The organism is Azotobacter salinestris (genome assembly GCF_009363155.1).
Lineage (GTDB): Bacteria > Pseudomonadota > Gammaproteobacteria > Pseudomonadales > Pseudomonadaceae > Azotobacter > Azotobacter salinestris.
Window position 1 is genome coordinate 217,061 of sequence record NZ_CP045302.1, and the last position, 25,989, is coordinate 243,049.

The 25,989-nt window shown below is 62.3% G+C and carries 17 protein-coding genes and 2 pseudogenes; 9 read left to right on the forward strand and 10 right to left on the reverse strand.

Features of this window, described 5'->3' with window-relative positions; genetic code table 11:
• Positions 1–80 precede the first annotated feature (80 nt).
• Entirely contained in the window at positions 81–1,433 is a 1,353-nt protein-coding gene (locus tag GCU53_RS01175; protein ID WP_152385992.1) for an MFS transporter, read from the forward strand.
• A 269-nt stretch (positions 1,434–1,702) separates the two neighbouring features.
• On the opposite strand, the gene GCU53_RS01180 is transcribed toward GCU53_RS01175, so the two are convergent.
• Positions 1,703–2,575, reverse strand: coding sequence for an AEC family transporter (locus GCU53_RS01180; RefSeq protein ID WP_152385993.1), 873 nt, complete (start codon positions 2,573–2,575; stop codon positions 1,703–1,705).
• A gap of 25 nt (positions 2,576–2,600) precedes the next feature.
• Positions 2,601–3,139 (reverse strand): annotated as a pseudogene (locus GCU53_RS01185) (SDR family NAD(P)-dependent oxidoreductase); the annotation flags it as partial.
• 328 nt (positions 3,140–3,467) lie between these two features.
• Between GCU53_RS01185 and GCU53_RS01190 the strand changes: the two are divergent.
• The 4 genes and pseudogenes from GCU53_RS01190 to GCU53_RS01210 all read left to right on the forward strand — a co-directional run bounded on the left by GCU53_RS01190 (position 3,468) and on the right by GCU53_RS01210 (position 7,125).
• Positions 3,468–4,385, forward strand: a complete 918-nt coding sequence (locus tag GCU53_RS01190) for a LysR substrate-binding domain-containing protein (protein WP_208845419.1) — start codon at positions 3,468–3,470, stop codon at positions 4,383–4,385.
• Between the two features lie 226 nt (positions 4,386–4,611).
• Positions 4,612–4,743 (forward strand): annotated as a pseudogene (locus GCU53_RS26845) (transposase); the annotation flags it as partial.
• Between the two features lie 305 nt (positions 4,744–5,048).
• On the forward strand, positions 5,049–5,855 hold the full coding sequence (locus GCU53_RS01205) for a substrate-binding domain-containing protein (protein ID WP_244306988.1): 807 nt from the start codon (positions 5,049–5,051) through the stop codon (positions 5,853–5,855).
• A 127-nt stretch (positions 5,856–5,982) separates the two neighbouring features.
• Positions 5,983–7,125: an RNA-guided endonuclease InsQ/TnpB family protein gene (locus GCU53_RS01210; protein WP_152385995.1), complete on the forward strand. Its 1,143-nt coding sequence runs from the start codon at positions 5,983–5,985 to the stop codon at positions 7,123–7,125.
• A gap of 18 nt (positions 7,126–7,143) precedes the next feature.
• Here the strand turns inward: GCU53_RS01210 and GCU53_RS26425 are convergent, their stop codons facing one another.
• Positions 7,144–7,275 carry a hypothetical protein gene (locus GCU53_RS26425; protein WP_280115850.1) on the reverse strand — a complete coding sequence of 44 codons (132 nt, stop codon included), beginning with the start codon at positions 7,273–7,275 and terminating at the stop codon, positions 7,144–7,146.
• Positions 7,276–7,518: 243 nt separating this feature from the next.
• On the opposite strand from GCU53_RS26425, the gene GCU53_RS01215 reads away from it, so the two are divergent.
• Entirely contained in the window at positions 7,519–8,436 is a 918-nt protein-coding gene (locus tag GCU53_RS01215; protein ID WP_244306991.1) for a substrate-binding domain-containing protein, read from the forward strand.
• A gap of 241 nt (positions 8,437–8,677) precedes the next feature.
• Here the strand turns inward: GCU53_RS01215 and GCU53_RS01220 are convergent, their stop codons facing one another.
• Positions 8,678–10,423, reverse strand: a complete 1,746-nt coding sequence (locus GCU53_RS01220) for a purine-cytosine permease family protein (RefSeq protein ID WP_152385996.1) — start codon at positions 10,421–10,423, stop codon at positions 8,678–8,680.
• Positions 10,424–11,180: 757 nt separating this feature from the next.
• Complete coding sequence (locus GCU53_RS01225) at positions 11,181–12,695, reverse strand: mannitol dehydrogenase family protein (RefSeq protein ID WP_152385997.1); 1,515 nt, start codon at positions 12,693–12,695, stop codon at positions 11,181–11,183.
• A 658-nt stretch (positions 12,696–13,353) separates the two neighbouring features.
• Here GCU53_RS01225 and GCU53_RS01230 point away from each other — a divergent pair.
• Entirely contained in the window at positions 13,354–14,247 is an 894-nt protein-coding gene (locus tag GCU53_RS01230; RefSeq protein ID WP_152385998.1) for a helix-turn-helix domain-containing protein, read from the forward strand.
• Between the two features lie 505 nt (positions 14,248–14,752).
• Here GCU53_RS01230 and GCU53_RS01240 read toward each other — a convergent pair.
• From GCU53_RS01240 to GCU53_RS01255, 4 genes are all read right to left on the reverse strand, one after another.
• Positions 14,753–16,027 carry an OprD family porin gene (locus tag GCU53_RS01240; RefSeq protein WP_152386000.1) on the reverse strand — a complete coding sequence of 425 codons (1,275 nt, stop codon included), beginning with the start codon at positions 16,025–16,027 and terminating at the stop codon, positions 14,753–14,755.
• A gap of 266 nt (positions 16,028–16,293) precedes the next feature.
• Positions 16,294–17,874, reverse strand: coding sequence for an aldehyde dehydrogenase (NADP(+)) (locus GCU53_RS01245; RefSeq protein WP_152386001.1), 1,581 nt, complete (start codon positions 17,872–17,874; stop codon positions 16,294–16,296).
• A gap of 107 nt (positions 17,875–17,981) precedes the next feature.
• Positions 17,982–18,977 carry an AraD1 family protein gene (araD1, locus tag GCU53_RS01250; protein WP_152386002.1) on the reverse strand — a complete coding sequence of 332 codons (996 nt, stop codon included), beginning with the start codon at positions 18,975–18,977 and terminating at the stop codon, positions 17,982–17,984.
• 33 nt (positions 18,978–19,010) lie between these two features.
• Positions 19,011–20,312 (reverse strand): MFS transporter, encoded by a 1,302-nt coding sequence (locus tag GCU53_RS01255; protein WP_152386003.1) that lies wholly within the window; start codon positions 20,310–20,312, stop codon positions 19,011–19,013.
• A 188-nt stretch (positions 20,313–20,500) separates the two neighbouring features.
• Here GCU53_RS01255 and GCU53_RS01260 point away from each other — a divergent pair, with 188 nt between their 5' ends.
• Together GCU53_RS01260 and GCU53_RS01265 are read left to right on the forward strand one after the other, a co-directional pair.
• Positions 20,501–22,237: an IlvD/Edd family dehydratase gene (locus GCU53_RS01260; RefSeq protein WP_152386004.1), complete on the forward strand. Its 1,737-nt coding sequence runs from the start codon at positions 20,501–20,503 to the stop codon at positions 22,235–22,237.
• A 127-nt stretch (positions 22,238–22,364) separates the two neighbouring features.
• Positions 22,365–23,087: a FadR/GntR family transcriptional regulator gene (locus tag GCU53_RS01265; protein WP_152386005.1), complete on the forward strand. Its 723-nt coding sequence runs from the start codon at positions 22,365–22,367 to the stop codon at positions 23,085–23,087.
• 329 nt (positions 23,088–23,416) lie between these two features.
• Here the strand turns inward: GCU53_RS01265 and GCU53_RS01270 are convergent, their stop codons facing one another.
• Complete coding sequence (locus tag GCU53_RS01270) at positions 23,417–25,966, reverse strand: M10 family metallopeptidase C-terminal domain-containing protein (protein ID WP_152386006.1); 2,550 nt, start codon at positions 25,964–25,966, stop codon at positions 23,417–23,419.
• Positions 25,967–25,989: the final 23 nt, after the last annotated feature.

Below are 25,989 nucleotides of genomic sequence, written 5' to 3' on the forward strand. Positions count from 1 at the left end.
GGACGTGACAGACTGCCAGCCGCCTCATCTCATGGCTGGCCATCCACTCCTTCATTCCGCAGACCCTACTGGGGGATACGATGACAATAATTACAAGAAGCACGACCCGTGCAGACCACCTTGCCCATATCGACAGCGCCATCGCCAAGTGCCGTTGGCGTCTCCTGCCGTTTCTTGCGCTGATGTTTGCGCTGGCCATGATCGACCGCGCCAACGTGGGCTTCGCCAAGGCCGCTCTGCAGGCCGACCTCAACCTGAGCAACGCCGCCTTCGCCCTGGGGGCGGGGATCTTCTTCATCGGCTACGCACTGTTCGAGGTGCCGAGCAACCTCATGCTGCACCGCGTCGGCGCCCGGGTCTGGCTGAGCCGGATCATGATCACCTGGGGCTTCGTCTCGGCCGCCATGATGTTCACCCGCGACGAGACGACCTTCTACTGCCTGCGCTTTCTGCTCGGCGTCGCCGAGGCGGGCTTCTCGCCGGGGGTGATCCTCTACCTGACCTACTGGTTCCCGGCGGCGCGCCGTGGCCAGGCGATCGGCATCTACTATTTCGGCCTGCCCGGCGCCCTGTTGCTGGGCAGTCCGTTGTCCGGCTGGCTGCTGGACATGCACGGCATGTTCGGCCTGACCAACTGGCAGTGGATGTTCCTGGTCGAGGGCCTGGCCGCGGTGGTGGTGGGGGTCGTGGCGCTGTTCTACCTCAACAGCAAGCCGCACGAGGCAAAATGGCTGACCCCTGATGAAAAGAGTGCGCTCAGCCATGAGTTGCAGCTCGAGGACCAGCACAAGCTCGACCACGGTCCGCGCAGCCTGCTGGGGCTGTTGAGCAACCGCCGCGTGCTGAGCTTCATCCTGATCTACTTCAGCGTCCAGATGAGCGTCTACGGGGTGATCTTCTACCTGCCGACCCGCATCGCCGAACTGCTCGGCACCACGGTCGGCCTCGAGGTCGGGCTGTTCATCGCCATCCCCTGGCTGTGCGCGGCGGTGGTCATGTACCTGGTGACCCATTTCGCCGACCGGCACGCCGCCCACCTGCCCATGGCCATGTGCATGCTGACCATGGCTTCCCTGGGCATCGCCGCCTCGGTGCTGGTGAACAGTTTCGCCCCGGTGCTGCTGGCTTTCTGCTTCGCCGCCTCTGGCTTCGTCACCGTGCAGCCGCTGTTCTGGACCCTGCCGACCGGCTACCTGGGCGGTGTGGCTGCGGCCGGCGGCATCGCCTTGATCGGCTCGCTGGGCAACCTCGGCGGCTTCCTCGCGCCCATGCTCAAGGCCCATATGGAAGCCTGGTTCGCCAGCCCCCAGGCCGGCATGCTCAGCCTGTCGCTGACCGGGCTGGTCGGCGTCGGCCTGCTCTGGAAGCTCCACGGCAGCCGTAAGGCGGTCGAGGCGGCACAGCCTGCTGCCGGGCTCGCCAGCTCGAAGTAGGGGCCCCAGCTCCGGGCCGCCGCCGGCCCAGAGCTGACGCCCTCCCTCCCGCCGGCTTTCCTGCCGGCGACTTTCTTCAAGACACGATCAGTCGGTTGCCGCCGAACTCGTTGTCGCTGGCCCAAACCCGGGATGTCGTGTCCGCCGAGGCACTTTCAGGGTCTTCAGCGGGCCGCTCTGCACCCTGTGGCTCAGTTGGGTCTCGCGGTTCCATTCCTCGCCGTCGCCAGGCTTGGACGACGGAATTGCAATCGTGACGCAGAACACCCCTATAGGTGGGGCTTCATGATGCCGATCAGCAGGCTGATGCTGAAGAAGGACATCAGCGTGGTGAACAGCAGGGCGGCAGCGCAGCGGCCCTCGATGCCGAAACGCTGGCCGAAGATCGGGTAGACGCTCAGCATGGGCGAGCTGGCGAACATCACCCCGTCCACTATCAGCGCCGGGTCCACGTCCGGCAGCAGCGAGAAGAGCAGGAACACCGCCAGCGGGTGCAGGATCAGCTTGCCCGCGGCGATCAGCGGCAGCCCGGCGAACAGGCCGCTCAGCTTCAGGCCGTAGAGCGAGCCGCCGATCACGAACAGCGCCACCGGCGCCGAGGCTGCGGCGAGCATCTCCACCACCTTGCCCGGAATCGCCGGCAGGCGCGCCTCCAGCAGGGACAGCAGCAGGCCGGTCAGCATGGCGAGGATCAGCGGGGTCTTGGCTAGGCGCCTGGCCGTCTCGCGCAGCACCTTGGCGGTGGAACCCCGCTGCCGGCCGGCCTCGGCGAGGGTCAGGCTGAGCGGGATGATCAATAGATGTTCCACCAGCATGTTCAGTGCCAGGCCGATGGCCGCCGCCGGGCCGAGCAGTATGGCGACGATGGGGTAGCCGACGAAGCCGCTGTTGGACACGGCCATGCCCAGGGCGGTGATGGCGCTGCTGGTCAGGGACTCGCGTCGTACTCTGAGGGCGAGCAGCAGGCCGAGCAGATACACGGCCAGAGAGCCGAGGCAGTAGGCCAGCAGGTACTGCCAGTTCATCACCTCCTGGAAGGGGCTGTCCGACACGGCCTTGAGCACCAGCGCCGGCAGGGCGAAGCTGACGGCGAAGAAGCCGAGCCCGATCAGGATGAAGATGGGCAGGGTGATGGAGAGGATTGATCTTGCCCAGCCTCAGTAGACGACCGGGGGTGATGGAGTTGACGCGGATATTGTCCGGGCCCAGCTCGCGGGCCATGGCGCGGGCCAGGCCGAGCTGTAGTGCGGCCCGCCGAAGATGCCGCCGCCGCGCTGGGCCGACACCGACGACAGGCAGACGATGCTGCCGGACTTCTGCGCGCGCATCGTCGGGATGACCGCCTGGGACATCAGCAGGGTGCCGCGCAGACTCACGTCCAGCACCTTGTCGTAATCCGAGCCGCGGATCTCCAGAGTCTTCAGCGGCTGGGTGATGCCGGCGTTGTTGACCAGCGCATCGATGCGGCCATAGCGCTTGATCACCTCGTCGACCGCCCGGGTCACCTGGCTGGCATCGGCGACGTTGGCCGCCAGGCCCAGATGGTCGGGGCCGAGTTCTTCCGCAGCATCCCGTGCCGCCTTTTCATCCAGATCCAGGATGACGACCCGGGCCCCATGGTGGGCGAAGGTACGGGCCATGGCGCGGCCGATACCTCGTTGCGAGGCGGCACCGGTGATGATCGCGATCTTGCCTTCGAGCAGCATGCTGGACACTCCTGACATCGTTCTTGTTCAAGAACCGCCGTGGTTGGCCGGGTGTCGGAAGGTTCGGCTGTTACGTCCGCGGTCACAACGCAGCATCCTTCAGTCGTTGCTGAAAAAAATTCAGCATCTAAGCGAAGCCGCCCGGAAATACTGACGTAAATGTTTCGGAATAAGGGAAGTCCTTAGCGAAGCATCTATATGGATGGCCGGATCGCTCAGTAATCGTTGAAAATAATTCAGCATATTATGACGCCAGCTTCAGGGTTGACGTGATGTCGGGAGCCGATGGCATGCTCTGTAAAACCCGCTCGGCCAAGAGACCAGAACAATGATCCGCCCGGAAAAGACGCCGCTGCCTATCCCGCCGTTCAAAGCCATCCTCGCCTTCGAACAGGCGGCGCGTTTCGGCAATGTCGCCAGGGCGGCGAAGCATCTGAACCTGACGCCCTCGGCCGTGAGCCATCAGATCGCCAAGCTCGAAGCGATGATCGGTCGCCAGCTCTTCCACCGGACCAGCAAGGGGCTGGAGCTGACGCCCGTCGGCAGCCAGTACCTGCACGACATCTCGGGCGCGCTGCAGCGCCTGGGCACGGCGACCGAGCGCGCCGCCACCGATGCCAACCTGGAGTGCCTGCGCCTGCATTCGGTCCCCAGCTTCGGCCTGCTCTGGCTGTTGCCGCGCCTCGAGCAACTGCGTGCCAGCAACCCCGACCTGGAGATCAACCTGTCGTGCTCCTACGAGTCCCTGCACTTCAGCCGGGACAAGATGGATGTGGATATCCGCTACGGCCTGGCGAACTGGCCGAACTTGGAGATTCGCACCATTCCCCAGGAAAGCATCGCCGTGTTCGCCGCACCGTCCCTGCTCCAGGCAAAGAGGGTCGACAGTCCCGTCGATCTGCTCGATGCCGACCTGATCCTCTCCGAAGCACCGCTGGTGCAGTGGCCACAGTGGTTCGCGCAGCAGGGCTTGTCGATGCCCGAGCGCCGCTACCCGCTCAGCTTCGACCGCTCCTACATGAGCCTGGAGGCGGCGGTTCATGGCCTCGGCTTCGCGCTGGAAAGCACGCTGCTGGCCCATGACTACATCCAGAAGGGAAAACTCGTCCCGGTGTTCGGCAACGAGCTGCGCAGCCCGGTCAGTGCGCATCATCTGGTCTTCCCGCACACGCATGCCGACTATCCGCGCGTGCGGCGCTTCCTCGCCTGGATGCAGACGGAGCTGGGGCATCCCTTCGCCTACTGACAGGGGCCTGGCTGTGTCGGGAAGCAAGGTGAGCCGCCCCCGATTTTTTCGAGGGCTGATGCAGGAGCGGTTCGGTTACAGCGATCCGGCGATGGAGAAAGCCCCTGCACGAAACCGTTCTCCTGCGCCAGTTCGCCGGCCTGGGGCTGGAGCGCATTCCGGACGAGACAGCCATCCTCAACTTCCGCCGCCTGCTGTAGCGCATCAAGCGGCGGATCGAGCAGGACAGGTACGGGCGAAGGTCGAGCATCCCTTCAGGGGAATCAAGCGGCAATTCGGCTGCAGCAAAGTACGTTTCCGTCGGCTGGCGAAGAACACAGCCCAGCTTGTCACCCTGTTTGCTCTGTCGAACTTTTGAATGATGCGAAAACGTTGCCGATGGCAAGCGAAATGCGCCTGGGATTCAGAAAGCGTCCCTTGCCAAACATCCGTCGGGCAAGAAAAAGACTCATAAATGGATGAAATAGCTTGATTTCGATGCCACTTAGAAAAATAGCGAGGAAATTGCCGATTATTCCAGATCTTTCCTTGCTGTTAACAAGCTATCAGGCGACTTGTAATCATTGGCCCTATCTTGGCAAGTTGCAGGCTGCATGTAATTATTAGTTATAAAAAATGATTTTCTAATCTATAAGGACGATAATGACCCAGCAAGGAGTTGCTATGGGAAGATGGTTATCTTTCCAAATATTTTTGGCTGTAAGCCTGCTTTGCGGGCTTCTATTCACCTATCCCACTGTTGCGGAGCCCTTGCAGTTCGCATTGCTTGCCAAGCGAATCGACCAGCGCTTTTTCATTCAGGCGGGGGAGGGGTGTGCCGAGGCTGCCCGAGCTCAGGGCGACGTCTGCAGATTGTTGGGAACATCCGGGCCACCCCATTTCCGCAAGCAAAACCAACTGCTGGAGCAGGCCTTCCATCAAAAGCTGGACGGTATCGCCTTGTCGGTAACCCAATCGGAGTGGCTGGCTGAGCATGCCCTGAAGCAGAGGGGGCATATTCCATTGATCACTTTCAATAGTGACTTCAATCCTGCGGAGCAGCAGCTGCGCCGCAGCCATGTCGGTTTTGACAACCTGGTATTCGGCAAGCAGTTGGGCAGGCTTGCACAACGCCTCAGGCCGCAGGGCGGAAGACTCTGTGTGTTAACCGGAAGCCTGCGGGACACCCATCAGCAGGAACGCCTACACGGGATTCGCCTGCAACTTGGCGCTATCCCGAACCATAAGGGCACTGAGCGGCTGAGGGGGGAGAATGGCTGGTTCGAGCCGAGCCGCTGCCCGCTCGAGCGGGCCGAAACGGCAGACCGTGCATTGCTCCAGCTCGCCACTCTGCTGAACACCAACCAATTCGATGTCATCGTCAATATCGGCAGTTGGCCAATTGATCAGCCGGCCATGTACCGTCAGCAGCTTGGCCCGATACTGACCGGGCTTGATCGACAGGGAGCGCGCCCGGTCATCATCATCTGATTTTGCGCGGGAAACCCCGGACTTCTAGTCCGGGGAGGGATAGCGCGGCGCTCGCAGAGCGCCCCTGTTCCCGCTTTCTCCGTTTCGGTGTGGCCATCTTCACATTGCGGATGGCAACATGTGATGCATGAACCGTGCGTACAAATACCGTTTCTACCCGACACCTGAGCAGGCGCAATTGCTGGCTCAGACGTTCGGCTGTACGCGCTTTGTCTATAACCATGTCCTGCGCTGGCGAACCGATGCATTCTTCCAGCGGCAGGAGAAGGTCGGGTATCTGGAAGCCAATGCGGAACTCACCAGGCTCAAGCGCTCCGGTGAGTTGCCGTGGCTGAACGAGGTGTCGTGCGTCCCGCTGCAGCAGTGCCTTCGCCATCAGCAGACCGCGTTCAGGAACTTCTTTGCGGGCCGCACGAAGTACCCGGCATTCAAGAGCAAGAAGCATCGCCAGTCCGCCGAGTTCACCCGGTCGGCGTTCAGCTACCGGGACGGCAAGCTGTACCTGGCCAAGTCCAGGACGCCGCTGGATATCCGCTGGAGCCGGCCGCTTCCTGGCGAGCCGTCCACCGTCACCGTTTCCAAAGACTCTGCAGGCCGGTACTTCGTGTCCTGCCTGTGCGAGTTCGAACCTGAGGCCTTGCCCGTCACGCCGCAGATGATCGGCATCGACCTGGGCCTGAAAGACCTGTTCGTCACCAGCGAGGGCGAACGCATCGGCAATCCCCGCCATACGGCCAGATACGCCACCCGGTTGGCCCTGGCGCAGCGCCGGCTGAGCAGGAAAAAGCTCGGCTCGAAGAACCGCGCCAAGGCCCGGCTGAAGGTGGCCCGTATTCACGCCAGAATCTCCGATTGCCGCATGGACCGCTTGCACAAGCTGTCCCGCAGACTGATCAACGAGAACCAAGTGGTCTGCGTCGAATCCCTCGCCGTGAAGAACCTGATCCGCAACCCGAAGCTGAGCAAAGCCATCGCCGATGCCGGCTGGGGCGAGTTCGTTCGCCAGCTGGAGTACAAGGGTGGCTGGGCTGGGAGGCAGGTGGTCGGCATCGACCGCTGGTATCCCAGCTCAAAGCGTTGCTCGTGTTGCGGGCATATCCTTGAGCGGCTGCCTCTGCCGGTCCGCTCCTGGAGCTGCCCGGAGTGCGGAACCGAACACGACCGCGACGTGAATGCCGCGATCAACATTAAAGCCGCCGGGCTGGCGGTGTTAGCCCTTGGAGAGAATGTAAGTGGCATTGGTCAAGTACCGCTGTCCGGTTCTCGGTGAATTGGGAATCCCCTTCCTTCAGGGAGGGGAGCAGTCAACGCTACCCCAGACCCAGACCCAGACCCAGACCCAGACCCAGACCCGGACGCGGAACAGCGTGCGCTGCTCGATGATGGTCTGGTGCAAGCCTATCTTGGCTGGAACAGTCATGAGCTTGGCCATCAGAGCTACTGGATACTCAAGCGTCTCGCGCAGGGCCAAGCCGTCCCCGAGAAAGTGCTTATCGATACTTTCAACATCTACCTGCCCCAGGCGTCGTCAAATAGCCCTGTAAAGCCTTGAATGGCAATTGAATGTCATGGTGAAAGTACGTGAATTCTGATCATTGGTCATGCATAGCGAGTGTTCGAGCGTATCATCTTCGCCAGAACAATGACGCTGTAGTTCGCAGTGGTGGCCAAGTGGAGCAATCATCCCTTTTTCATTCAGGCCGGAAAGGGCTGCGCCGAGGCAGCCCAGGCCGAGGGGGATACCTGTCTGTTGCTGGGCCCTCCTGATTCGTCGCATTTTCGCCAGCAGAACGAAGTGATGGAACAGGCCCTGAAAATGGGGCTGGATGGCCTTGCATTATCGGTAACCAATTCGGCATGGCTGGCCGAGCATGCCTTGAAGGAAGCCAGTCAAACGTTGCTGATTACCTTTGATTCGGACCTGGGCCCGCACGAGCGGCATCTGCGCAAAGGGTACGTCGGGCTCGACAACCTGGCTTTCGGCAAGGAGTTGGGCATGCTCGCCCAGCACTTCAGGCCGCAGGGCGGGAAACTGTGCATCCTGAGCGGCAACCCTGAGGATACCAACCACCAGGAACGTATTGAGGGCATTCGCCAGCAGTTGCGCGGTCAGGCCGAGAAAGGAGTAGCCGGCCGGCAGCTGAGAGGAGAAAAGGGCTGGAGCGAATTGGCACGATGTCCCCTCTATAGAGCCGCCAACCAAAATGATGCATTGATAAAGCTCACCACTTTGGTGGCCTCAAGCAATCAAATCGATGTCATTATCAGCACGGGGAGTTGGTTGATTCATCAGGCGGAATTGTATCGTCAGCAATTTGGCCCGCTGCTTGCCAGGCAGGAAGAAAAGGCTGTCCGGCCGACCATCATCATCGCGACGCCAGAGCCCGGTGCGGCACAGCGCGCACTCCTCGACGACGGTCTGGTTCAGGCCTATCTGAGCATGGAGAGCCAGGAGATTGGCCGTCAGAGCTACCGGATGATGAAGCGTCTGGCACAGGGTAAACCCGTCCCTGAAAAGGTGCTCGTCGACACCCATCTCCATCTCTCCAACCCGTTACAGGGTACTCGTGTCGATCGTTGAGTACTCGTAGCGCATGAGACCATCAGTTTCAGGTCGGGCTCGACATTCAAGCGAATATCGGGATCAAGGGTAATCAACAGATCCTGCCCTGCTGTGTCATGAGCATGGATGACTTGTTGGGTTGAAAATGACTTTTGCCCGTCGCATGCAAGAAATCAATTTTGCCACTCGATAAGTCGTCGCTCTCATGACACAGCAGGGCCAGGAAGGCTCGGAACAAGTCCAGCCTAACTATGGCTCTTCACAGGAGAACGGGCTGCCCCAGTTCCTGAGCCTCGGTAAGAGCCTTGCGCCGACGCATCGCCCAATAGGCGGCCGCGAAATAAATCACGGTACAAGCAAACCCTACATTATAGAAGGTCTCACGGTTTTCTTCGTAAGCCGTCATGTCTGGACTAAGGAACATCGTGTTGAAAGCCAGCAGCAGGGCAATGGTCAAACTTACGCGAGCCACTATGTGGAGCCACTTCGAGAAAGTGGAGTTGTCCTTGACCGGCACCTTGTAGGCCTTGGCCTGTTCTTCCTGGAAAGTCTCGACTTTCTTTTCAAAGGCCAGCAACTCGGCCTCTTCCTCCGGATACTGCTTCCCGGCACCGTACCTCTTGGCCATGAGCGTGTACACGATGATCGTAAAGATCCAGGTCGGAACGAACAGATAATAGAAGGAGATAATATCCAGTGCATTCAGGCCAAAGCCAAACACAAGGCCTGCGCCCCATGAGGCAACTGCCGGAGTGCTATGGGTGAGTTTGCAATAGGCTACCCAGTAGCGGGTCAACCCGATACGGGGGAATATGAAGTGCTCGGCGAAGACAATCGCTCCGACCGGCACAACCAGCAGGCCCGCATAGGTCAGCAAGGGCAGCATTTTCGAAAACACAAAGGGGAAACAAGCAACGATTACGGTTACGACGCCGACGGCCAGCGTGGTCTGCTTGCGAGAGTGATTATGGAAGATCGCCTGCGCGGCAAGACCGGCCCGGTAGAGGTTGGCATTGGCAGTTGTCCAACCGGCAACGATCACAATCACGAATCCCGACAAACCAAGTGCGTGGAAGGCCACATCACCGGGATCCAGAGTGGTGATGGAAGTTTTAAGAAGAACAGCCGTTCCCGCTCCCATGATCCCTGCGGCAATCCAGGCGATATAGTGGCCGAACAGCATGCCCGCACTCGTGCAAAGGCCATAGGACTTTTTCCTGGAATAACGCAGCAAGGCCATGTCAATCAAACCGAAGTGCGTAATGGTGTTGGCCGCCCATGCGAAGCCAATCACCTCGAGCAACCCGATCCCCGGTTCTCCCTGAGCATTCATCCCTGTCCAGATCGACTGACTGCCAATATGTACGAAGTCGCTCCAGCCACTCAAAGTGGTGCGGCCCAGAACCGACTCGGCCAGAGCAGGCATCAACACGAGTGCGCCACTGGCAAACATGACGAACAGCCAAGGCGCACAGATTCCCGAGAAGTCGGAAACGGCGTTGAAACCGTACATGGCGACCAGGACCACAATGACCCCAACCCCCAGCACGACCATGACAAACCAGGGATCTGTTGGAAACCAGCTCAACTGTGCCGGTATATCGAACAGGAAGCGCACCGCCGTCGACGATACGGTTATCATCGCCGCAGATATCACGGTAAAGATAATGACATTCGCCCAGTTATAGAGCTTTGTCATCGAGCCACCCGCAATCTTGTGCAGGTAGGTATACAGGCTCAGCCTCGTTTCCACGGCAATCGGCGTGGTAATCAAGGTCCAGCTCAAGACCGCCAGGATGTTGCCGATCAGCAATCCCAGCAGGATATCCATGGTTTTGGCACCCAGCGCCACGAAGGTTGCACCGATGACAAACTCGGTTGCGGCAACGTGCTCGCCGGCATACAGCCCCATGAAGTGAGTCCAGCCGTGAAGTTTGTGTTTCGGTATTGGCAATTGCTCTTCGCTCATGCCTGCGAAATTTTGGTTATGCGTTTCTGCTTTCATTTCAGCGCTTCTTGTAATTTCACTGCTTAAGGAAACCCTGAAAAAGTCCTGCCTGGCTCGAGCCCCTGTCTTTGCAGACTCCTTGGTCGCGGGCTCTGGCCATCCGATGGCGGAACGGAAGCGGTCTTTCTCAGCCTCAGGAAATCATCTTGTTGTGGGCTCTAGTGGCCTGTTTGGTTAGTTCAGTTAGTCAATTTCGGCGCCCATGGCCCCGATACTGCGTTGCCACTCCTCGCCATAGCCCTGCTATGACTCGTCGCGGCGCCTTGTTTCGGAACCATGGTCATCCGAACTTGAGTTAACAAACTAACCGCACAGGCCACTAGCCCACGGGAGGAGCGGAGACAGGCTTTTGCAGAGTTTTCCGGGTTGGAAGCGCAATGGAGAGAGCAAGCACGTTTGGGGGGGATGCAAGTTTCATTATTATTTACTCCTGCTGATCGCGCGATCAGTCATTTTATCTTTATTGTGACCCTCTCCCCCGCGAAAGAAGATATTCGACGAGGAAGCCAGGGTGAGATGAATTACAGCGAGCATTCACCAGCAAGACAAACTCATAAACATCCAAAAACCTGTATTTTTTTGCACAAAAATAATGACCAGCCCAGCCCCTTTGCATCAGCTAACAGAAAAAAGCCCTTGGCTCTATCGGGGGATACTTACTTTATGAGAGTGCGCCATGAAGTAGCCAACTCATGTCAGGACGACGTATTCAAGGCAGGCTTATCCGGAGTTCTCCGAACAAGCCCGTCTCTTTTCAAATCAAGGTTGCCAATTTCCTTTCCTCTGCTCCAACTTCCTCCGCCATCGTCAACTCAAGCGTGGCGCGCACGCCGAGTGTCTGCAAACGCTCGAGCTGCAGGCGGAAGGTCGCCACGAATGTCGCAGAAGCCGGGATCTTGTGCCCGAACACATCCTCGAGTCCCAAGAAGTTCTCGACCAGACGTTCCTTGAGGCATGCGGCCTCCTGTAGCGAGGCGGCACGCGGATCGAGAACCGGATAGGTTCCACCTTGCTCGTCGAGGCCGCGCAGGTAGTGGCACCAAGCGGCCAGGATCAGTGTCGTGCGCCGCATGTCAATGCCAGCTTCAATCTGCCCAAGCAGGGTCGGCAGTACGAACTTCGGAAGCTTGGATGAGCCGTCGGAGCAAAGCCGGCTGATCTGGTCACAGATTGCCGTGTTGGAAAAACGCTCGATCAGCGTGTCTTTGTAGTTCTCCAGATCGATGCCGGGTACCTCGGCCAGCAGCGGCGTGGCATCCCGGTCCATGTAGCTGCGGACAAACTCCGACAGCTGCGCATCCTGCATCGCCTCGTGCGCATAGCAGTGACCGAGCAAGGCGCCGAGGTAAGCCATCGCCATATGGCTGCCGTTGAGGAGACGAATCTTCATCTCCTCATAGGGCGTGACATCGTCGGTGAACTGCACGCCAACTTCCTCCCAGGAAGGGCGGCCGTTGCAGAACTTGTCCTCCACCATCCACTGCAGGAAAGGCTCGGCCACCACCGGCCAGGCATCCTCGATGCCGGTTTCCTCAAGCAATTGGGAGCGATGCGCATCGCTGGTCATCGGAGTGATCCGATCGACCATGGCATTGGGAAAGCTGACGTTGCTGGCAATCCAGTCATGGAGCTCGAGGTCGTGCAGTTTGGCGAAACTCAACAGGGCATTGCGAGCCACCTGGCCGTTATGCGGCAGGTTATCGCAAGACATCACAGTGAACGGCTTGATGCCGGCTGCACGACGGCGGGCCAGGGCCTCGGTCAGAAAGCCAAATACCGTCCTGGGCTGCTGTGGATTGGCCAGGTCGTGGCGAATCTGTGGCAGATCGGCATTGAACTGACCGCTACTGTCGTCGGTGCAATAGCCACCCTCGGTGATGGTCAACGATACAATCCGGGTTTGCGGGTCAGCCAGCTTGCGAATCAGCGCTTCGGAGCCGTCCTCGGCGAGCAGGAAATCGCCGATGGCGCCGACCACCTGGATCTGCGTGTTGTCGCTGTCACCCAGCTCATAGAGGGTATAGAGATAGTCCTGGGAGGCCAGGGCCTCCTGCATGGCTCGATCTTCCGAGCGCAGCCCCACCCCGCAAATGCCCCATTCGCCGGCCTTGCCCCGGTTGAGCAGCATCTCGGTATAGATCGCCTGATGGGCGCGGTGAAAGCCACCGACACCGATATGCACGATTCCCTGCTTGACCTGCTTGCGGTCGTATAGAGGGCGCTGAACACGCTCAGGAAGTTGAGACAGATTTTGGATATTGAGTTTCACGTTTTGCTACCTCTAGACCGCTCGGATTTGTCGGGAACCAACGAAGCCCGGCCTTTCGTCAGGCAACAAGGATCCCGGTGCGCCTGAAGACGCGCATTAAAAGAGTTCGAAGTAAAAAGGTGATGTCGGGGAAGTCAGGCTGCCCAGGTTGATGAACCTGGCTTGAGCGAAACGTGGCGGTGAGAGCCAAACTTTCGGTCGCCTTGACGGAGTTCCGCAGGGAAGCCATTCCCGGCATGACAGAGCCGGCGACAATTCGCCTTATGGGATATTGATAAGGAATGAGCAGGCTGCACCGCCAGGCTTGATGGATAGCTCATGATTGCCAAGTCCTTTGCCGATCATTCGATCAGCTGTTTTTATCTTTCTTGTCATTCTCCCTTCGCCATTGAAGGACATGCGGCGGGAGAGTCGGAATGAAATGGATTACACCGACTATTCAATGGCAAGACAAACTCATAACCTTCCCAAAACCTGTACTTTTTTGCACAAAGAACAGGCGAGCCCAGCCAGGCTGGCGCCAATTCAGAAAATAAATCCATAAAAATCAATAAATTGATTGAATGGCGCTTGTTTTCGAAATTGCAAAGTGTACAAGCTTTATTTATTTATATATGTTTGTAGCATGTGCATCCTGACAAGATCCAAGCCCAAGGTGATGAACAAGCGAGCCACCACACGTCAGTCATCCCCCTCCTACGAGCTGATTCCCCCGAAGGAGCACAGCTCGATTCTTTATCGAAAGCACGGCTTTCCCGATCCTCTGGTCCGCTGGCACTATCACAAGGAATACGAGTTGCATTTGATCACCCACAGCAGCGGCAAGGTGTTCGTCGGGGATTACATTGGAAACTTCTATCCCGGTACTCTGTTCCTGATAGGCCCCAACCTTCCCCATAACTGGATCAGTCATACGGAAGAACAGGAGATCTATCCGGAGCGGGACCAGGTTGTCGTATTCGTCGACGAAATGATCCAGGCGGCGCGCAATGTCCTGCCGGAGTTCACCGAGCTGGATGGTTTGTTACAGCGGGCCAGCTTCGGCATTGAATTCCAGGACGCAGCAACCATCCGTGAAACACGGAGTTTGATGCAGAAAATAGCGACTTCCAGTGGGCTGGAATCCCTGGCTCACTTCTTGTCCGTCATGGGCCTTCTCGCCAAGGCAGATCAGTACCAATTACTTTCCAGCGAGCATTATCTGACCATCACCGGCGAAAAGAACCAGCAGCGTGTAAATCAGGCGGTCAACTACATTTTCGATCATTACCACGAAAATATAAGCCTGGAGGAGGTTGCCGAGGAGCTCGGCATGCAACCCACCTACTTTTCAAAGTTCTTTCGCCAGGCGACCGGGCGGCGCTTTGTAGAATTCGTCAACAGCCTGCGCATCACCCGCGCCTGCGATCTGCTGGTCCACAGCGACCTGCCGATTACAAATATCTGTTTCGAAGTGGGCTTTACCAATATATCCAATTTCAATCGCCATTTCATGGCATTCAAGGAGATGACCCCATCTCACTATCGCAAGCTGGCAAGTACGGCTGGCTAGGAAAATCCTGAAGAAGACTGCCGTCTCGAAAGGTTCTCAGGCAAGACCCGGCCTCTATTGAAGTGCCGGATCTGTACTTCGGCCTCAACGTCTTTCCCATCCAGTCGCCGGCCTTGCGTGGGCGGTCCATGGATATCCCGCTGCTGGCGACGCACTTCATCGAAGTGATCGGTGCCCGCCTGAGCTGGGGCGGGAAGGGCAGGCAGGAGATGAATGGCCCGGACCGGGCGCTGCGGATGCCAGGCTGACCTGCCCGAGCGGACGACCGGGGAAAGGGTGCCAGCGAGCAGGTGTTCGCCTTCCACGGCGCCATGCCTACCGGGGTCAGCGTCAGCGAAGACGGACGCATCTTCGTCAACTTCCCCCAGTGGGGCGACCAGCCGCCCTTCGCCGCCCTTCGCCGTCGGCGAGATCCGCGACGGCCAATTGCCCCCTATCCGGATGCGGCGAGCAATCGGCCCGATCCGCACGATCCGGCCAAAGGGGTTCATCGCAAGAGGCGCGCTCAGAACAGCGAGAGCGGGTACTGGACGATGATCCGCTGCTCGTCGAACTTGTTGTTGGCGCCCCAGTCGCGGCGGATCGTCGAGTTCCGCCAGCGCAGGATCAGGTCCTTCGCCGGGCCGCTCTGCACTACGTAGCTCAGCTGGGTCTCGCGGTTCCATTCCTCACCGTCGTCGATGGCGCCGGTGTGCACGTTGGTGCCCTTGATGTAGCGGGTCATCAGGGTCAGCCCGGGGATGCCCAAGGCGGCGAAGTCGTAGTCGTAGCGCAGCTGCCAGGAGCGCTCGCGGGCGTTGTCGAAGCTGCCGTTGTAGCTGTCGTTGGCCGCGCTGCCGCCGCTGGTGCCGTTGACCCGCAGCCACTTGTCGTCGCCGCTGACCCGTTGCAGGCCCAGGTAGACGGTGTGCGCGTTGTAGCGGAGAGAGAACATCCCGGAGAGCAGCTTGTTGTCCAGGTGGCCTTCCAGCGCCTCGCCGTCCTCCTCGCCGTCGAAGTAGCCGAGGTTGGCGCCGAGGGTCCATTCCTTGCCCAGCGGCTGGGTGTGCAGCACCTGGAAGTAGCGCTGCTTGTAGATGTCCTTCAGGCGCGCGTACCAGGCGCCGACGGTGGTGCGCTTGTCGTTGAAGGCGTATTCGGCGCCGCCGAAGTCGAAGTCGTCGGAGGTGCGGTCGCTGGTGTAGGGGCTGGTGCCGTTCAGCGTCATGTCCTCCATGCTGCCGTCGTCGCGCGGGCTGTTGCCGGTGATGTGGCCGGCGTAGAGGGTCAGGTTCCTGATCTCCTTCGAGGTGAGCATGGAGCCCTGGAAGGTCTGCGGCAGCGAGCGGCCGTCGTCGGCGCGCAGGATCGGCAGCACCAGGAACCACTCGCCGACGCGCAGCTCGGTCTCGGAATATTTCATCTTGCCGGAGACGGCGATGCGGCCGAAGTGGTCGGCCGGCTTGCCGTCCTTGTCGAGCGGCAGCAGCTGGGTGCCGCCGGTGCCCTTGCCGCCGTCGAGCTTCTGCGAGTACAGGCCGAGCACGTCGACGCCGAAGCCGACCGGGCCTTCGGTGTAGCCGGACTTGAGGTCGAGGATGAAGCTCTGGGTCCATTCCTCGGCCTTGCTGCGGGTGGCGCCGTCGTCGACGAAGTTGCGGTGGATGTAGAAGTTGCGCAGGGTCAGGGTGCCCTTGGCGTCGTCGACGAAGGCCGCCTGGGCGCCAGTGCCGGCGAGCAGCAGGGCGCAGGCGAGGGCGGAGGACGGACGGAGCGAAAAATGCGAGAGGCTGTTCTTCATTGTTGTTGTTACCGGTGAAGATTCGGTGGAAAAGGCGCAAAAAGGCCCCCTCCGCGGTCGCGGATGCGTTGGGCGAAAGGGGGAAAGCCCGGCGACGGTGGCCGGGTCTGGCGGATCAGGCGATCAAGGTTCCCGGCGACGTGCCGGAGAGACGGATGTGCGGCGGAATGCGGAGGCGAGCGCGGATCGAAGTGGTCATGCGGGTTTCCCGTTCGTTGTTGTTTTAGGGAATCCGGGGGCTTGTGCCCCCGGTCGAGCCGGAAGGATCAGAGCGCCTCGCGACTCGGCTGGCCGTCGACCAGGCGCAGGATGCCCAGCGGGTTGGCGTTCTGCAGCGCCTCCGGCAGCAGCTCGTTCGGGTAGTTCTGGTAGCACACCGGGCGCAGGAAACGGTCGATCGCCAGGCTGCCCACCGAGGTGCCGCGGGCGTCCGAGGTGGCCGGGTAGGGGCCGCCGTGGACCATCGCGTCGCACACCTCCACCCCGGTCGGGTAGCCGTTGACCAGCAGGCGCCCGGCCTTCTGCTCGAGCACCGGGACCACGGCGGCGAAGGTGATGAGGTCCGCCGGCTCGGCGATCAGGGTGGCGGTGAGCTGGCCGTGCAGGCCGTGCAGGGCGCGGATCAGTTCGGCCGAGTCGGCCACCTCGACGACCACGCTGGTCGGCCCGAAGACCTCCTCCTGGAGCAGCGCGTCGCCCTCCAGCAGCAGGGCGACGTCGGCCTGGAACAGCTGCGGCCGGGCCTGCCTGCCTTCCTGCTTTTGCCCGGCCAGGTGCCTGACCTTCGGGTGGGCGTGTAGGGCGGCGAGGCCCTGCTCGTAGCTTCTCAGGGTGCCGGCGTTGAGCATGGTCTGCGGGCCCTGGTCGGCCATGGCGGCGGCGAAGGCCTCCAGGAAGGCGGAGAACTCCGCCGAGCGCAGGCCGACGATCAGCCCGGGGTTGGTGCAGAACTGTCCGCAGCCCAGGGTCACCGAGGCGGCCAGCTCCCGGGCGATCTGCTCGCCGCGCTGCTTGAGGGCCGCGGGCAGCAGCAGCACCGGGTTGATGCTCGACATCTCGGCGAACACCGGGATCGGCTGCGGCCGGGCGGCGGCCATGTCGCAGAGGGCGCGGCCGCCCTTGAGCGAGCCGGTGAAGCCCACCGCCTGGATCGCCGGGTGCTTGACCAGCGCTTCGCCGACGCCGTTGCCGTAGATCATGTTGAACACCCCGGCGGGCATGCCGGTCTTCTCGGCGGCGCGGATAATGGCGTCGGCCACGCACGCGGCGGTGGCCATGTGGCCGCTGTGCGCCTTGAACACCACCGGGCAGCCGGCGGCCAGGGCCGCGGCGGTGTCGCCGCCGGCGGTGGAGAAGGCCAGCGGGAAGTTGCTGGCTCCGAACACGGCGACCGGGCCGAGGCCGATGCGGCACTGGCGCAGGTCGACCCGCGGCAGCGGCTGGCGCTCGGGCAGGGCACGGTCGATGCGCGCGCCGTAAAAGTCGCCGCGGCGTAGGACCTGGGCGAACAGGCGCATCTGGCTGCTGGTGCGGCCGCGCTCGCCCTGGATGCGCGCAGCGGGCAGGGCGGTCTCGCGGCCGACCAGGGCGACGAAGTCGTCGCCGAGGGCGTCGAGCTCGGCGGCGATGGCCTCGAGGAGCTCGGCGCGGCGGGTGGCGGGCAGGGCGCGGTAGGCCGGGTAGGCAGCGGCGGCGGCCTCGGCGGCGGCGTTCACTTCTTCCGGGGTCGCTTGGAAGAAAGCATATGGCAGGAGTTCGCCGGTGCTGGCGTCGACGCTCTGGTGGCCGATGGTGCCGGCCGCGCTGCGGCGACCGCCGATGTAGTTGTGACCGATGATCTGGGGCATGGGGGCTCCTTGGATTTGGGTTCTTGGCGATGCCGGCCAGGCTGGCAGCAGGAACAGATACCGTTCGCTGCGGAGGCCGCACACGGCGCTCCGCATGTCATTCCGGGCTAGAGCCTATCTACGCTGCCAGCCCGCGGTTCCGGCGCTGCCGGGGCGATGCCGTTGCTCAGCGGTTCGCCGAACTCGGCGATGCCAATCTCGAAGCGGTCGCCCGGCTGCGTTTTCACTCCATCGGCGAAGGACAGGGTGGCGGTGCCGAAGAAGTGCACGTGCACGTCGCCCGGACGCAGGAACTGGGCGTACTTGAAGTGGTGGTATTCCAGGTTCTCCAGGCTGTGGCACATGTTGTCCTCGCCAGAGAGGAACTCCTTCTCCCACAGCACCTCGCCGTCGCGGCGGATGCGGCTGAAGCCGGACAGGTGGCGCGGTAGCTCGCCCAGGCGCAGCTCCGGGCCGAAGCTGCAGAAGCGCAGCTTGGAATGCGCCAGATACAGGTAATTCCGGCGCTCCATCACGTGGTCGGAAAACTCGTTGCCCAGCGCGAAGCCCAGGCGGTACGGCCTGCCGTCGTCGCCGATCACGTAGAGGCCGGCCAGCTCGGGCTCCTCGCCGGCATCCTCGGCGAACGGCGGCAGCGGCAGGTCCGCGCCGGGGCGCACGACGATGCCGCCGTCGCCCTTGTAGAACCACTCCGGCTGCGCGCCCGCCTGGCCGGCGGCCGGTTTGCCGCCCTCCAGGCCCCAGCGGAACACGCGCATGGTGTCGGTCAGGGCGGCGTCGTCGCCGAGGTTCTGCTGGTGCATCTTGTCGCGGGCGGAGGCGCTGCCCAGGTGGGTCAGGCCGGTGCCGCTGACCAGGCAGTGGGCCGGGTCCGGGTGATCCAGCGGAGCGAGTACGCGCCGCTCGGCGAGCAGCAGGGCGTAGTCGTGGGCCTCGCCCAGGCCCAGGGTCTCGATGCGGCCGGCCAGGCTCTGGCCGGCTGCGATGGCCGCCAGGGCCAGTTCGCGGGTGCTCGTCGCACCCCGTACTTCGCGGGCCAGGCCGCCGTCCACCAGGCCGACGCGACGCGCGCCGCCGGCCGTTTCGAATTGAATCAAGTGCATTTTCGAATCCTCGTCTTGTGAATGGCGGGTGCGTCAGACGCCGCCCAGGTGAGCCGGCTGCTGCGCCTGTCGGCGCTCGAGGCGCTGGTAGACGATCCCGGTCAGCAGCAGGCCGAAGCAGAGCACGGCGGACAGGAAGTACAGGCCCGAGGCCAGGTTGCCGGTGTATTCCTTGAGCGCGCCGATGGCGAACGGCCCCAGGTAGCCGCCCAGGTTGCCGAAGGAGTTGATCAGGGCGATGCCGGCCGCCGCGCTGGCGCCGCTGAAGAAGCGGCCGGGCAGGGTCCAGAACACCGCGGTGATGGAATAGAGGGTGAAGGCGACCAGCGACAGCGCAGCGAGCTGCAAAACCGGCGCGCCCAGCCAGGCGCTGAAGAACATGGCGCAGGCGCCCAGCCCGTGCAGCGCCGCCAGGTGCCCGTAGCGGTCGTTCAGGCGGTCCGAGCTGCGCGGCACGATCAACAGGCCGAGGATGCCGAAGACATAGGGCACCGCCGAAATGAAGCCGGTGGCCAGGGTGCTGCCGCCGAACTGGTGGACGATGGTCGGCAGCCACAGGCCGAGGCCGTAGATGCTCAGGGTGACCGGCAGGAAGAACAGCGCCAGCAGCAGCACGCGCTTGTCCTTCAAGGCGTGCAGCGGGTTCTCGTGGCGGGTCTGGCCGTATTCCTGGCGATCCTTCTCCAGCTCGCCGAGCAGCCAGGCCTTCTGTTCGCCGCTGAGCCAGCCCACCTGGTCCGGGCGGTCGGGGAGGATGCGCAGGGTCGGCCAGGCCAGCAGCACCGCCGGGGCGCCGATGGCAAGGAACAGCCACTGCCAGCCGTGCAGGCCGATCAGGCCGTCGAGGCCCAGCAGCAGGCCGGACAACGGGCCGGTGACCAGCATGGCGATCGGCTGGGAGAGGATGAACAGGCCGAGGACCTTGCCGCGATGGCGGACCGGGTACCACTGGGTGATGTAGTAGAGCACGCCGGGGAAGAAGCCGGCCTCGGCGGCGCCGAGCAGAAAGCGCATGGCGTAGAAGCCGCTCGGGCTGTCGACGAAGGCCATGCCCATGGTCATCAGGCCCCAGGTGAACAGGATGCGGGCGAACCAGCGGCGTGCGCCGAAGCGGTCGAGCATCAGGTTGCTGGGAATCTCAAAGAGGAAATAGCCGATGAAGAACAGGCCGGCGCCCATGCCGTAGGCGGCGTCGCCGAGGCCGATGTCGGCGCCCATGTGCAGCTTGGCGAAGCCGACCGCGGAACGGTCGATGTAGGCGATCAGGTACAGCAGGATCAGGAAGGGGATGAGTTTGACGGTGATCTGGCGGACAAGCCGCGTTTCGGGGCTCATGTGCTGCGGTCTCCAGTTGTTGTTGTAAGGACCGGGTGCGGGGCGGCTGGGGGCCGCCTTCGCGATGCCAGTAGACTATATAGTAATACTATTTATGGAAACAACCCTTCCATTTTGGCTTTTTACGGGGTAGTTTCGTCCATGCCTGTTCTTATTAGTATTACTAAATCAAACAAGAGATCCTCCCCATGTCCGACAAGCGTCCCCTCCGTTCCGCCGCCTGGTTCGGCAGTACCGACAAGAATGGCTTCATGTACCGCAGCTGGATGAAGAACCAGGGCATCCCGGACCACGAGTTCCAGGGCAAGCCGATCATCGGCATCTGCAACACCTGGTCGGAGCTGACCCCGTGCAACGCCCACTTCCGCAAGCTCGCCGAGCACGTGAAGAAGGGCGTGCTGGAGGCCGGCGGCTTCCCGGTCGAGTTCCCGGTGTTCTCCAACGGCGAATCCAACCTGCGCCCCACGGCGATGCTGACCCGCAACCTGGCGAGCATGGACGTGGAGGAGGCGATTCGCGGCAACCCGGTGGACGCGGTGGTGCTGCTCACCGGCTGCGACAAGACCACCCCGGCCCTGTTGATGGGCGCGGCCAGCTGCGACGTGCCGGCCATCGTGGTGACCGGCGGGCCGATGCTCAACGGCAAGCACAAGGGCCGCGACATCGGCGCCGGCACTGTGGTCTGGCAGATGCACGAGGCCTACAAGGCCGGGCAGATCAGCCTCGACGAGTTCCTCTCCGCCGAGGCCGGCATGTCGCGCTCGGCCGGCACCTGCAACACCATGGGCACCGCCTCGACCATGGCCTGCATGGCCGAGGCGCTGGGCACCTCGCTGCCGCACAACGCGGCGATTCCGGCGGTGGACGCGCGCCGCTACGTGCTGGCGCACCTCTCCGGCATGCGCATCGTCGAGATGGTCCGGGAGGATCTGCGCCTGTCGAAGATCCTCACCAGGGAAGCCTTCGAGAACGCCATCCGGGTCAACGCGGCGATCGGCGGCTCGACCAACGCGGTGATCCACCTCAAGGCCATCGCCGGGCGCATCGGCGTGCCGCTCGAACTGGACGACTGGACGCGCATCGGCCGCGGCATGCCGACCATCGTCGACCTGCAGCCCTCTGGGCGCTTCCTGATGGAGGAGTTCTACTACGCCGGCGGCCTGCCGGCGGTGATCCGGCGGATGGACGAGGGTGGCCTGTTGCCCAACCCCGGGGCGCTGACGGTGAACGGCAAGTCGCTGGGGGCCAACTGCGCGCAGGCGCCGATCTATGGTGAAGACGAGGTGATCCGCAGGCTGGACAACCCGCTGCGCGCCGACGGCGGCATCTGCGTGCTGCGCGGCAACCTGGCGCCCAAGGGCGCGGTGCTCAAGCCGTCCGCCGCCACCCCGGCGCTGATGCAGCACCGTGGCCGCGCGGTGGTGTTCGAGAACTTCGACGACTACAAGGCGCGCATCGCCGACCCGGCGCTGGACGTCGACGAAACCTGCATCCTGGTCATGAAGAATGCCGGGCCCAAGGGCTATCCGGGCATGGCCGAGGTGGGCAACATGGGCCTGCCGCCGAAGATCCTGGCCAAGGGCATCACCGACATGGTGCGCATCTCCGATGCGCGGATGAGTGGCACCGCCTACGGCACCGTGGTCCTGCACGTGGCGCCGGAGGCGGCCGCCGGCGGCCCGCTGGCGGCGGTGCGCGACGGCGACATGATCGAGCTGGACTGCGCCGGCGGCCGCCTGCACCTGGACATCTCCGACGAGGAACTGGCCGCGCGCCTGGCCGACCTGGTGCCGCCGGCCCCGCTGCTGTGGGACGGTGGCTACCGGCGGCTGTACATCGACCACGTGCTGCAGGCCGACGAGGGCTGCGACTTCGATTTCCTGGTCGGCTGCCGCGGCGCGGAGGTGCCGCGCCACTCGCACTGAGGCGTCGGCGCGCGGGCCTGGCCCGCGCGCTCCCGGCGGAGCTGGCCTCCATCGGTCCGCGTCGACCTGCTGGACTGCCCGCGGTCGGTGCTACTATGCCGAGCCCCTCCGGAACCGCCATAGACCGATGGATTACCGCCAGCCCAAACCCCGCAAGAGCCAGCACGCCCGCATCGTGCACGAACTCGGCCGCCTGATCGTCTCCGGCCGCCTCAAGCCCGAGGAGAAACTGCCCGCCGAGGCGCAGCTCTGCGAGGACTACGACGTCAGCCGCACGGTGCTGCGCGAGGCGACCCGGGTGCTGGTGGCCAAGGGCCTGGTCTATTCCAAGCCACGCGTCGGCAGCGTGGTGCGGCCGCGCCAGGACTGGCACCTGCTCGACCCGGACGTGCTGCATTGGCTGATGCAGAGTACGCCGCAGAACGAGTTCTTCGACAAGCTGTCGAGCGTGCGCTGCATCATCGAGCCGGCCTCGGCCGCGCTGGCCGCGGTCAACGCCACCCCCGAGGATCTCGAGGCCATCGCCGAGGCTTATGCGCGCATGGAGGCGGCCAAGGACCCGGAAAGCTTCCTGGAGCCCGACCTGGACTTTCACAGCCGGATCGCCGAGGCCACCCACAACGAGCTGCTGGCGCACCTGTGCAACATGTTCTCGCTGGCCCTGCGCGAGTCGATGACCCATTCCAACCGGCGGCCCAACCTTCACGAGCTGGCCCTTCCACGGCACAAGGCGATCCTCACCGCCATCCAGAACCGCGACACCCTGGGCGCGCGGCATGCCTCGCTGGTCCAACTGGAGGACGCGCGTGCCGCATTGAGCGCGGTGCTGGGGGAGGATTTCCCACTTTAAATCGGAGCTAAGAGCCCCCCTGCGGGGGCTTGAGGTTTTGAGTTACTGGAGGGCCAGGTCCCCCGCCGATGGAAGTTCCAGCCTGAACCAATGCCGTTGGCCAGTCAGTAGCTTCGAAGCCATGATTGCTCTGGCCTGCTGCGAGTTCTGCCTTGGAAAGTATTTTTCAGACAGAACCGCACGCGCTTGCTTCATGCACGAAAGCCCCGGGGTGAGCCAAGTATCGATGTTTAAGCAGCTCTTTACCGGTAGCAAAGAAGCAGCGAACAACTTGAATCGCATTTTATATGGACGCCATCCGCTTCTAACGGACAGCGTCCTGCGCTTCTTCAGCCGATCAGCTCGGTCGGCGTGCGGCCGATGACTTCCAACGGGCCGCTGGTGACGGCCGGTGCGGCAAAAAGGAAGACGTCGGCGGACAGCTGCTCACCGTAGTCGCCTTCCAAGGCGATCTCGAAACGCCGCCCCTCGGCATCCGCCTCGAAACTTTTGAGGTAGGTGTGGGTGCCCGCCTCGTTCACCCACACGGCAAGGGTGCCGCCGTGGCCATCGCCCAGGTCGGTGAAGCCGAGCGCCGACAGGTCGATACGGTCCTCGCCGGCGTCGAAGTCGAGGATCAGGTCGCTGAAGCCCTCGCTGTCGGTGCGGTAGCTGTCCTCCAGGGCCGTGAAGCGGAACAGGTCAGCACCCGTGCCACCGATCAGGCTGTCGCGCCCAAGACCGCCGTCGAGCAGGTCGTCGCCGCCGGCGCCATGCAGACGGTCATCACCGCCGTGGCCGACGAGGATCTCGGCCACCGAGCTGCCGATCAGGCTATCGCCGGCCCCGGTGTCCTCGATAGCCAGCGGTGCGAAGAGCACATTGCCGCCATCGAGCCGGTCGGAGAGATCGCCATCCAGGACGATCTCGAAACGCCTTCCTTCGGCATCCACCTCGAAACTTTTCAGATAGGTCCGCGTGCCGGCGTCGTTGACCCGCACGGCCAGGGTGCCGTCATGGCCATCGCCCAGGCCGGTGAAACCGAGGGGGGAGAGGTCGATGCGGTCCTGGTCGGGATCGAAGTCGAAGATCCGGTCGGCGAAGCTCTTGCTGTCGGTGCGGTAGCTGTGATCGTGGCTCGAAAAGCGGAACACGTCGGCACCGCTACTTCCGGCCAGCCTGTCGCGCCCGGCGCCGCCGTCAAGCAGGTCATTGCCGCCGGCGCCATGCAGGCGATCGTCGCCTCCCTGGCCGACGAGGATCTCTGCCACCGGGCTGCCCTGCAGGTTGTCATTGTCTTCGGTGCCCTCAAGAGCGACAGGCTCGAAGATCAGATTGCCGCTGTCGAGCAGGCCGGCGAAGTTGCCCGGCAGGGTGATCTCGAAACGCCGCCCCTCGGCATCCGCTTCGAAGCTCTTGAGATAGGTAAGAGTGCCAGCACTGTTCTCCTGCACAGCCAGGGTGCCATCATGGCCGTCGCCCAGCCCGGTGAAGCCAAGCGCCGAAAGATCGATCCGATCCTGGCTGGGATTGAAGTCGATGATCCAGTCGATGAACCCTTCGCTGCTGGTACGGTGGCTATCTTCGCGGAGCGAGAAGCGGAACACATCGGCGCCCAAGCCGCCTCTCAGCATGTCGCGCCCGGCGCCGCCGTCGAGGATATCGTCTCCGCCCTCGCCACGGAGGCTGTCGTCGCCGCCCTTGCCAAGAATCAGCTCGGGCGCATTGCTGCCACTCAGCGTGTCACTGGCGTCGGTACCCTCAAGGATCGCCATATCATCGTCCAAGGCGCCAAAACTCCTATCGAGTGTGCCGTCGGCATTCAGCCGGATCACGCTGAAGTCATAACCATGACTGTTGGCGTTATAGCTGGATCCCGACACCAGAATCCTGCCGTCGGGCTGCACGGTCAGGCTTTGGGCCTTATCGCTGTTCCACCGGATATCGAAGGAGGCCTTGCCATCGCCACTGAAGTTGTTATCGAGCGTGCCGTCGGCATTCAGCCGGATCACGGTAAAGTCGTCGGAAGTAGTGTCGGAAATGATGGAGCCTTTGCGACTAGATCCTGCCATCAGGATCTTGCCGTCGGGTTGCACGGCCAGGCTTCGGCTTTCAACGTACCCTCCGATGGCAAAGGAGGCCTTGCCATCGCCACTGAAGCTGGTATCGAGCGTGCCGTCGGCATTGAGCCGGATCACGCTGAACTCATTATTATGGGTGCTGGTGTTCCGGCTAACTCCCGCCACCAGGATCTTGCCGTCGGACTGCAGGGTTTGGCTGTGGGCGATATCGTCGTCCCCTCCGATATCGAAGGAGGCCTTGCCATCGCCATTGAAGCTGGTATCGAGCGTGCCATCGGCATTGAGTCGGATCACGCTGAAGTCATAATGATGACTGTTAGCGTCATAGCTGGATCCCGACACCAGAATCCTGCCGTCGGGCTGCACGGTCAGGCTTTCGCTACCACCGCTCCCGAAATCAATGGGAGCCTTGCCATCGCCACTGAAGCTGGTATCGAGCGTGCCGTCGGCGTTCAGCCGGATCACACTAAACTCCTCATTACCGAGGCTGTAGTTAGAGCTGGACACCGCCACCAGGATCTTGCTGTCGGGCTGCATGTTCAGGCTACGAGCATCATCAGAATTTGCTTCGATATCGAAGGAGGCCTTGCCGTCGCCACTGAAGCTGGTATCGAGCGTGCCGTCGGCATTCAGCCGGATAATGCTGAAGTCATAATTATCATTTTTAGTGTTATAGCTGGATCCCGCCATCAGGATCTTGCCGTCGGGCTGCACAGTCAGGCTGCTGGCCCTATCGGAGCTCCCTTCCTCGATCTCGAAGATAGCCTTGCCATCGCTGCCGAAGCTGGTATCGAGCGTGCCATCGGCATTCAGCCGGATGACGCTGAAGTCATCATCGTTAG

Coding starts and splice junctions, on each gene's coding strand:
- GCU53_RS01175 (WP_152385992.1), top strand. CDS start 81: ATGACAATAATTACAAGAAGCACGACCCGTGCAGACCACCTTGCCCAT.
- GCU53_RS01190 (WP_208845419.1), top strand. CDS start 3,468: ATGATCCGCCCGGAAAAGACGCCGCTGCCTATCCCGCCGTTCAAAGCC.
- GCU53_RS01205 (WP_244306988.1), top strand. CDS start 5,049: ATGGGAAGATGGTTATCTTTCCAAATATTTTTGGCTGTAAGCCTGCTT.
- GCU53_RS01210 (WP_152385995.1), top strand. CDS start 5,983: ATGAACCGTGCGTACAAATACCGTTTCTACCCGACACCTGAGCAGGCG.
- GCU53_RS26425 (WP_280115850.1), bottom strand. CDS start 7,275: ATGACTGTTCCAGCCAAGATAGGCTTGCACCAGACCATCATCGAGCAG.
- GCU53_RS01220 (WP_152385996.1), bottom strand. CDS start 10,423: ATGAAAGCAGAAACGCATAACCAAAATTTCGCAGGCATGAGCGAAGAG.
- GCU53_RS01230 (WP_152385998.1), top strand. CDS start 13,354: ATGAACAAGCGAGCCACCACACGTCAGTCATCCCCCTCCTACGAGCTG.
- GCU53_RS01240 (WP_152386000.1), bottom strand. CDS start 16,027: ATGAAGAACAGCCTCTCGCATTTTTCGCTCCGTCCGTCCTCCGCCCTC.
- GCU53_RS01245 (WP_152386001.1), bottom strand. CDS start 17,874: ATGCCCCAGATCATCGGTCACAACTACATCGGCGGTCGCCGCAGCGCG.
- araD1 (WP_152386002.1), bottom strand. CDS start 18,977: ATGCACTTGATTCAATTCGAAACGGCCGGCGGCGCGCGTCGCGTCGGC.
- GCU53_RS01255 (WP_152386003.1), bottom strand. CDS start 20,312: ATGAGCCCCGAAACGCGGCTTGTCCGCCAGATCACCGTCAAACTCATC.
- GCU53_RS01260 (WP_152386004.1), top strand. CDS start 20,501: ATGTCCGACAAGCGTCCCCTCCGTTCCGCCGCCTGGTTCGGCAGTACC.
- GCU53_RS01265 (WP_152386005.1), top strand. CDS start 22,365: ATGGATTACCGCCAGCCCAAACCCCGCAAGAGCCAGCACGCCCGCATC.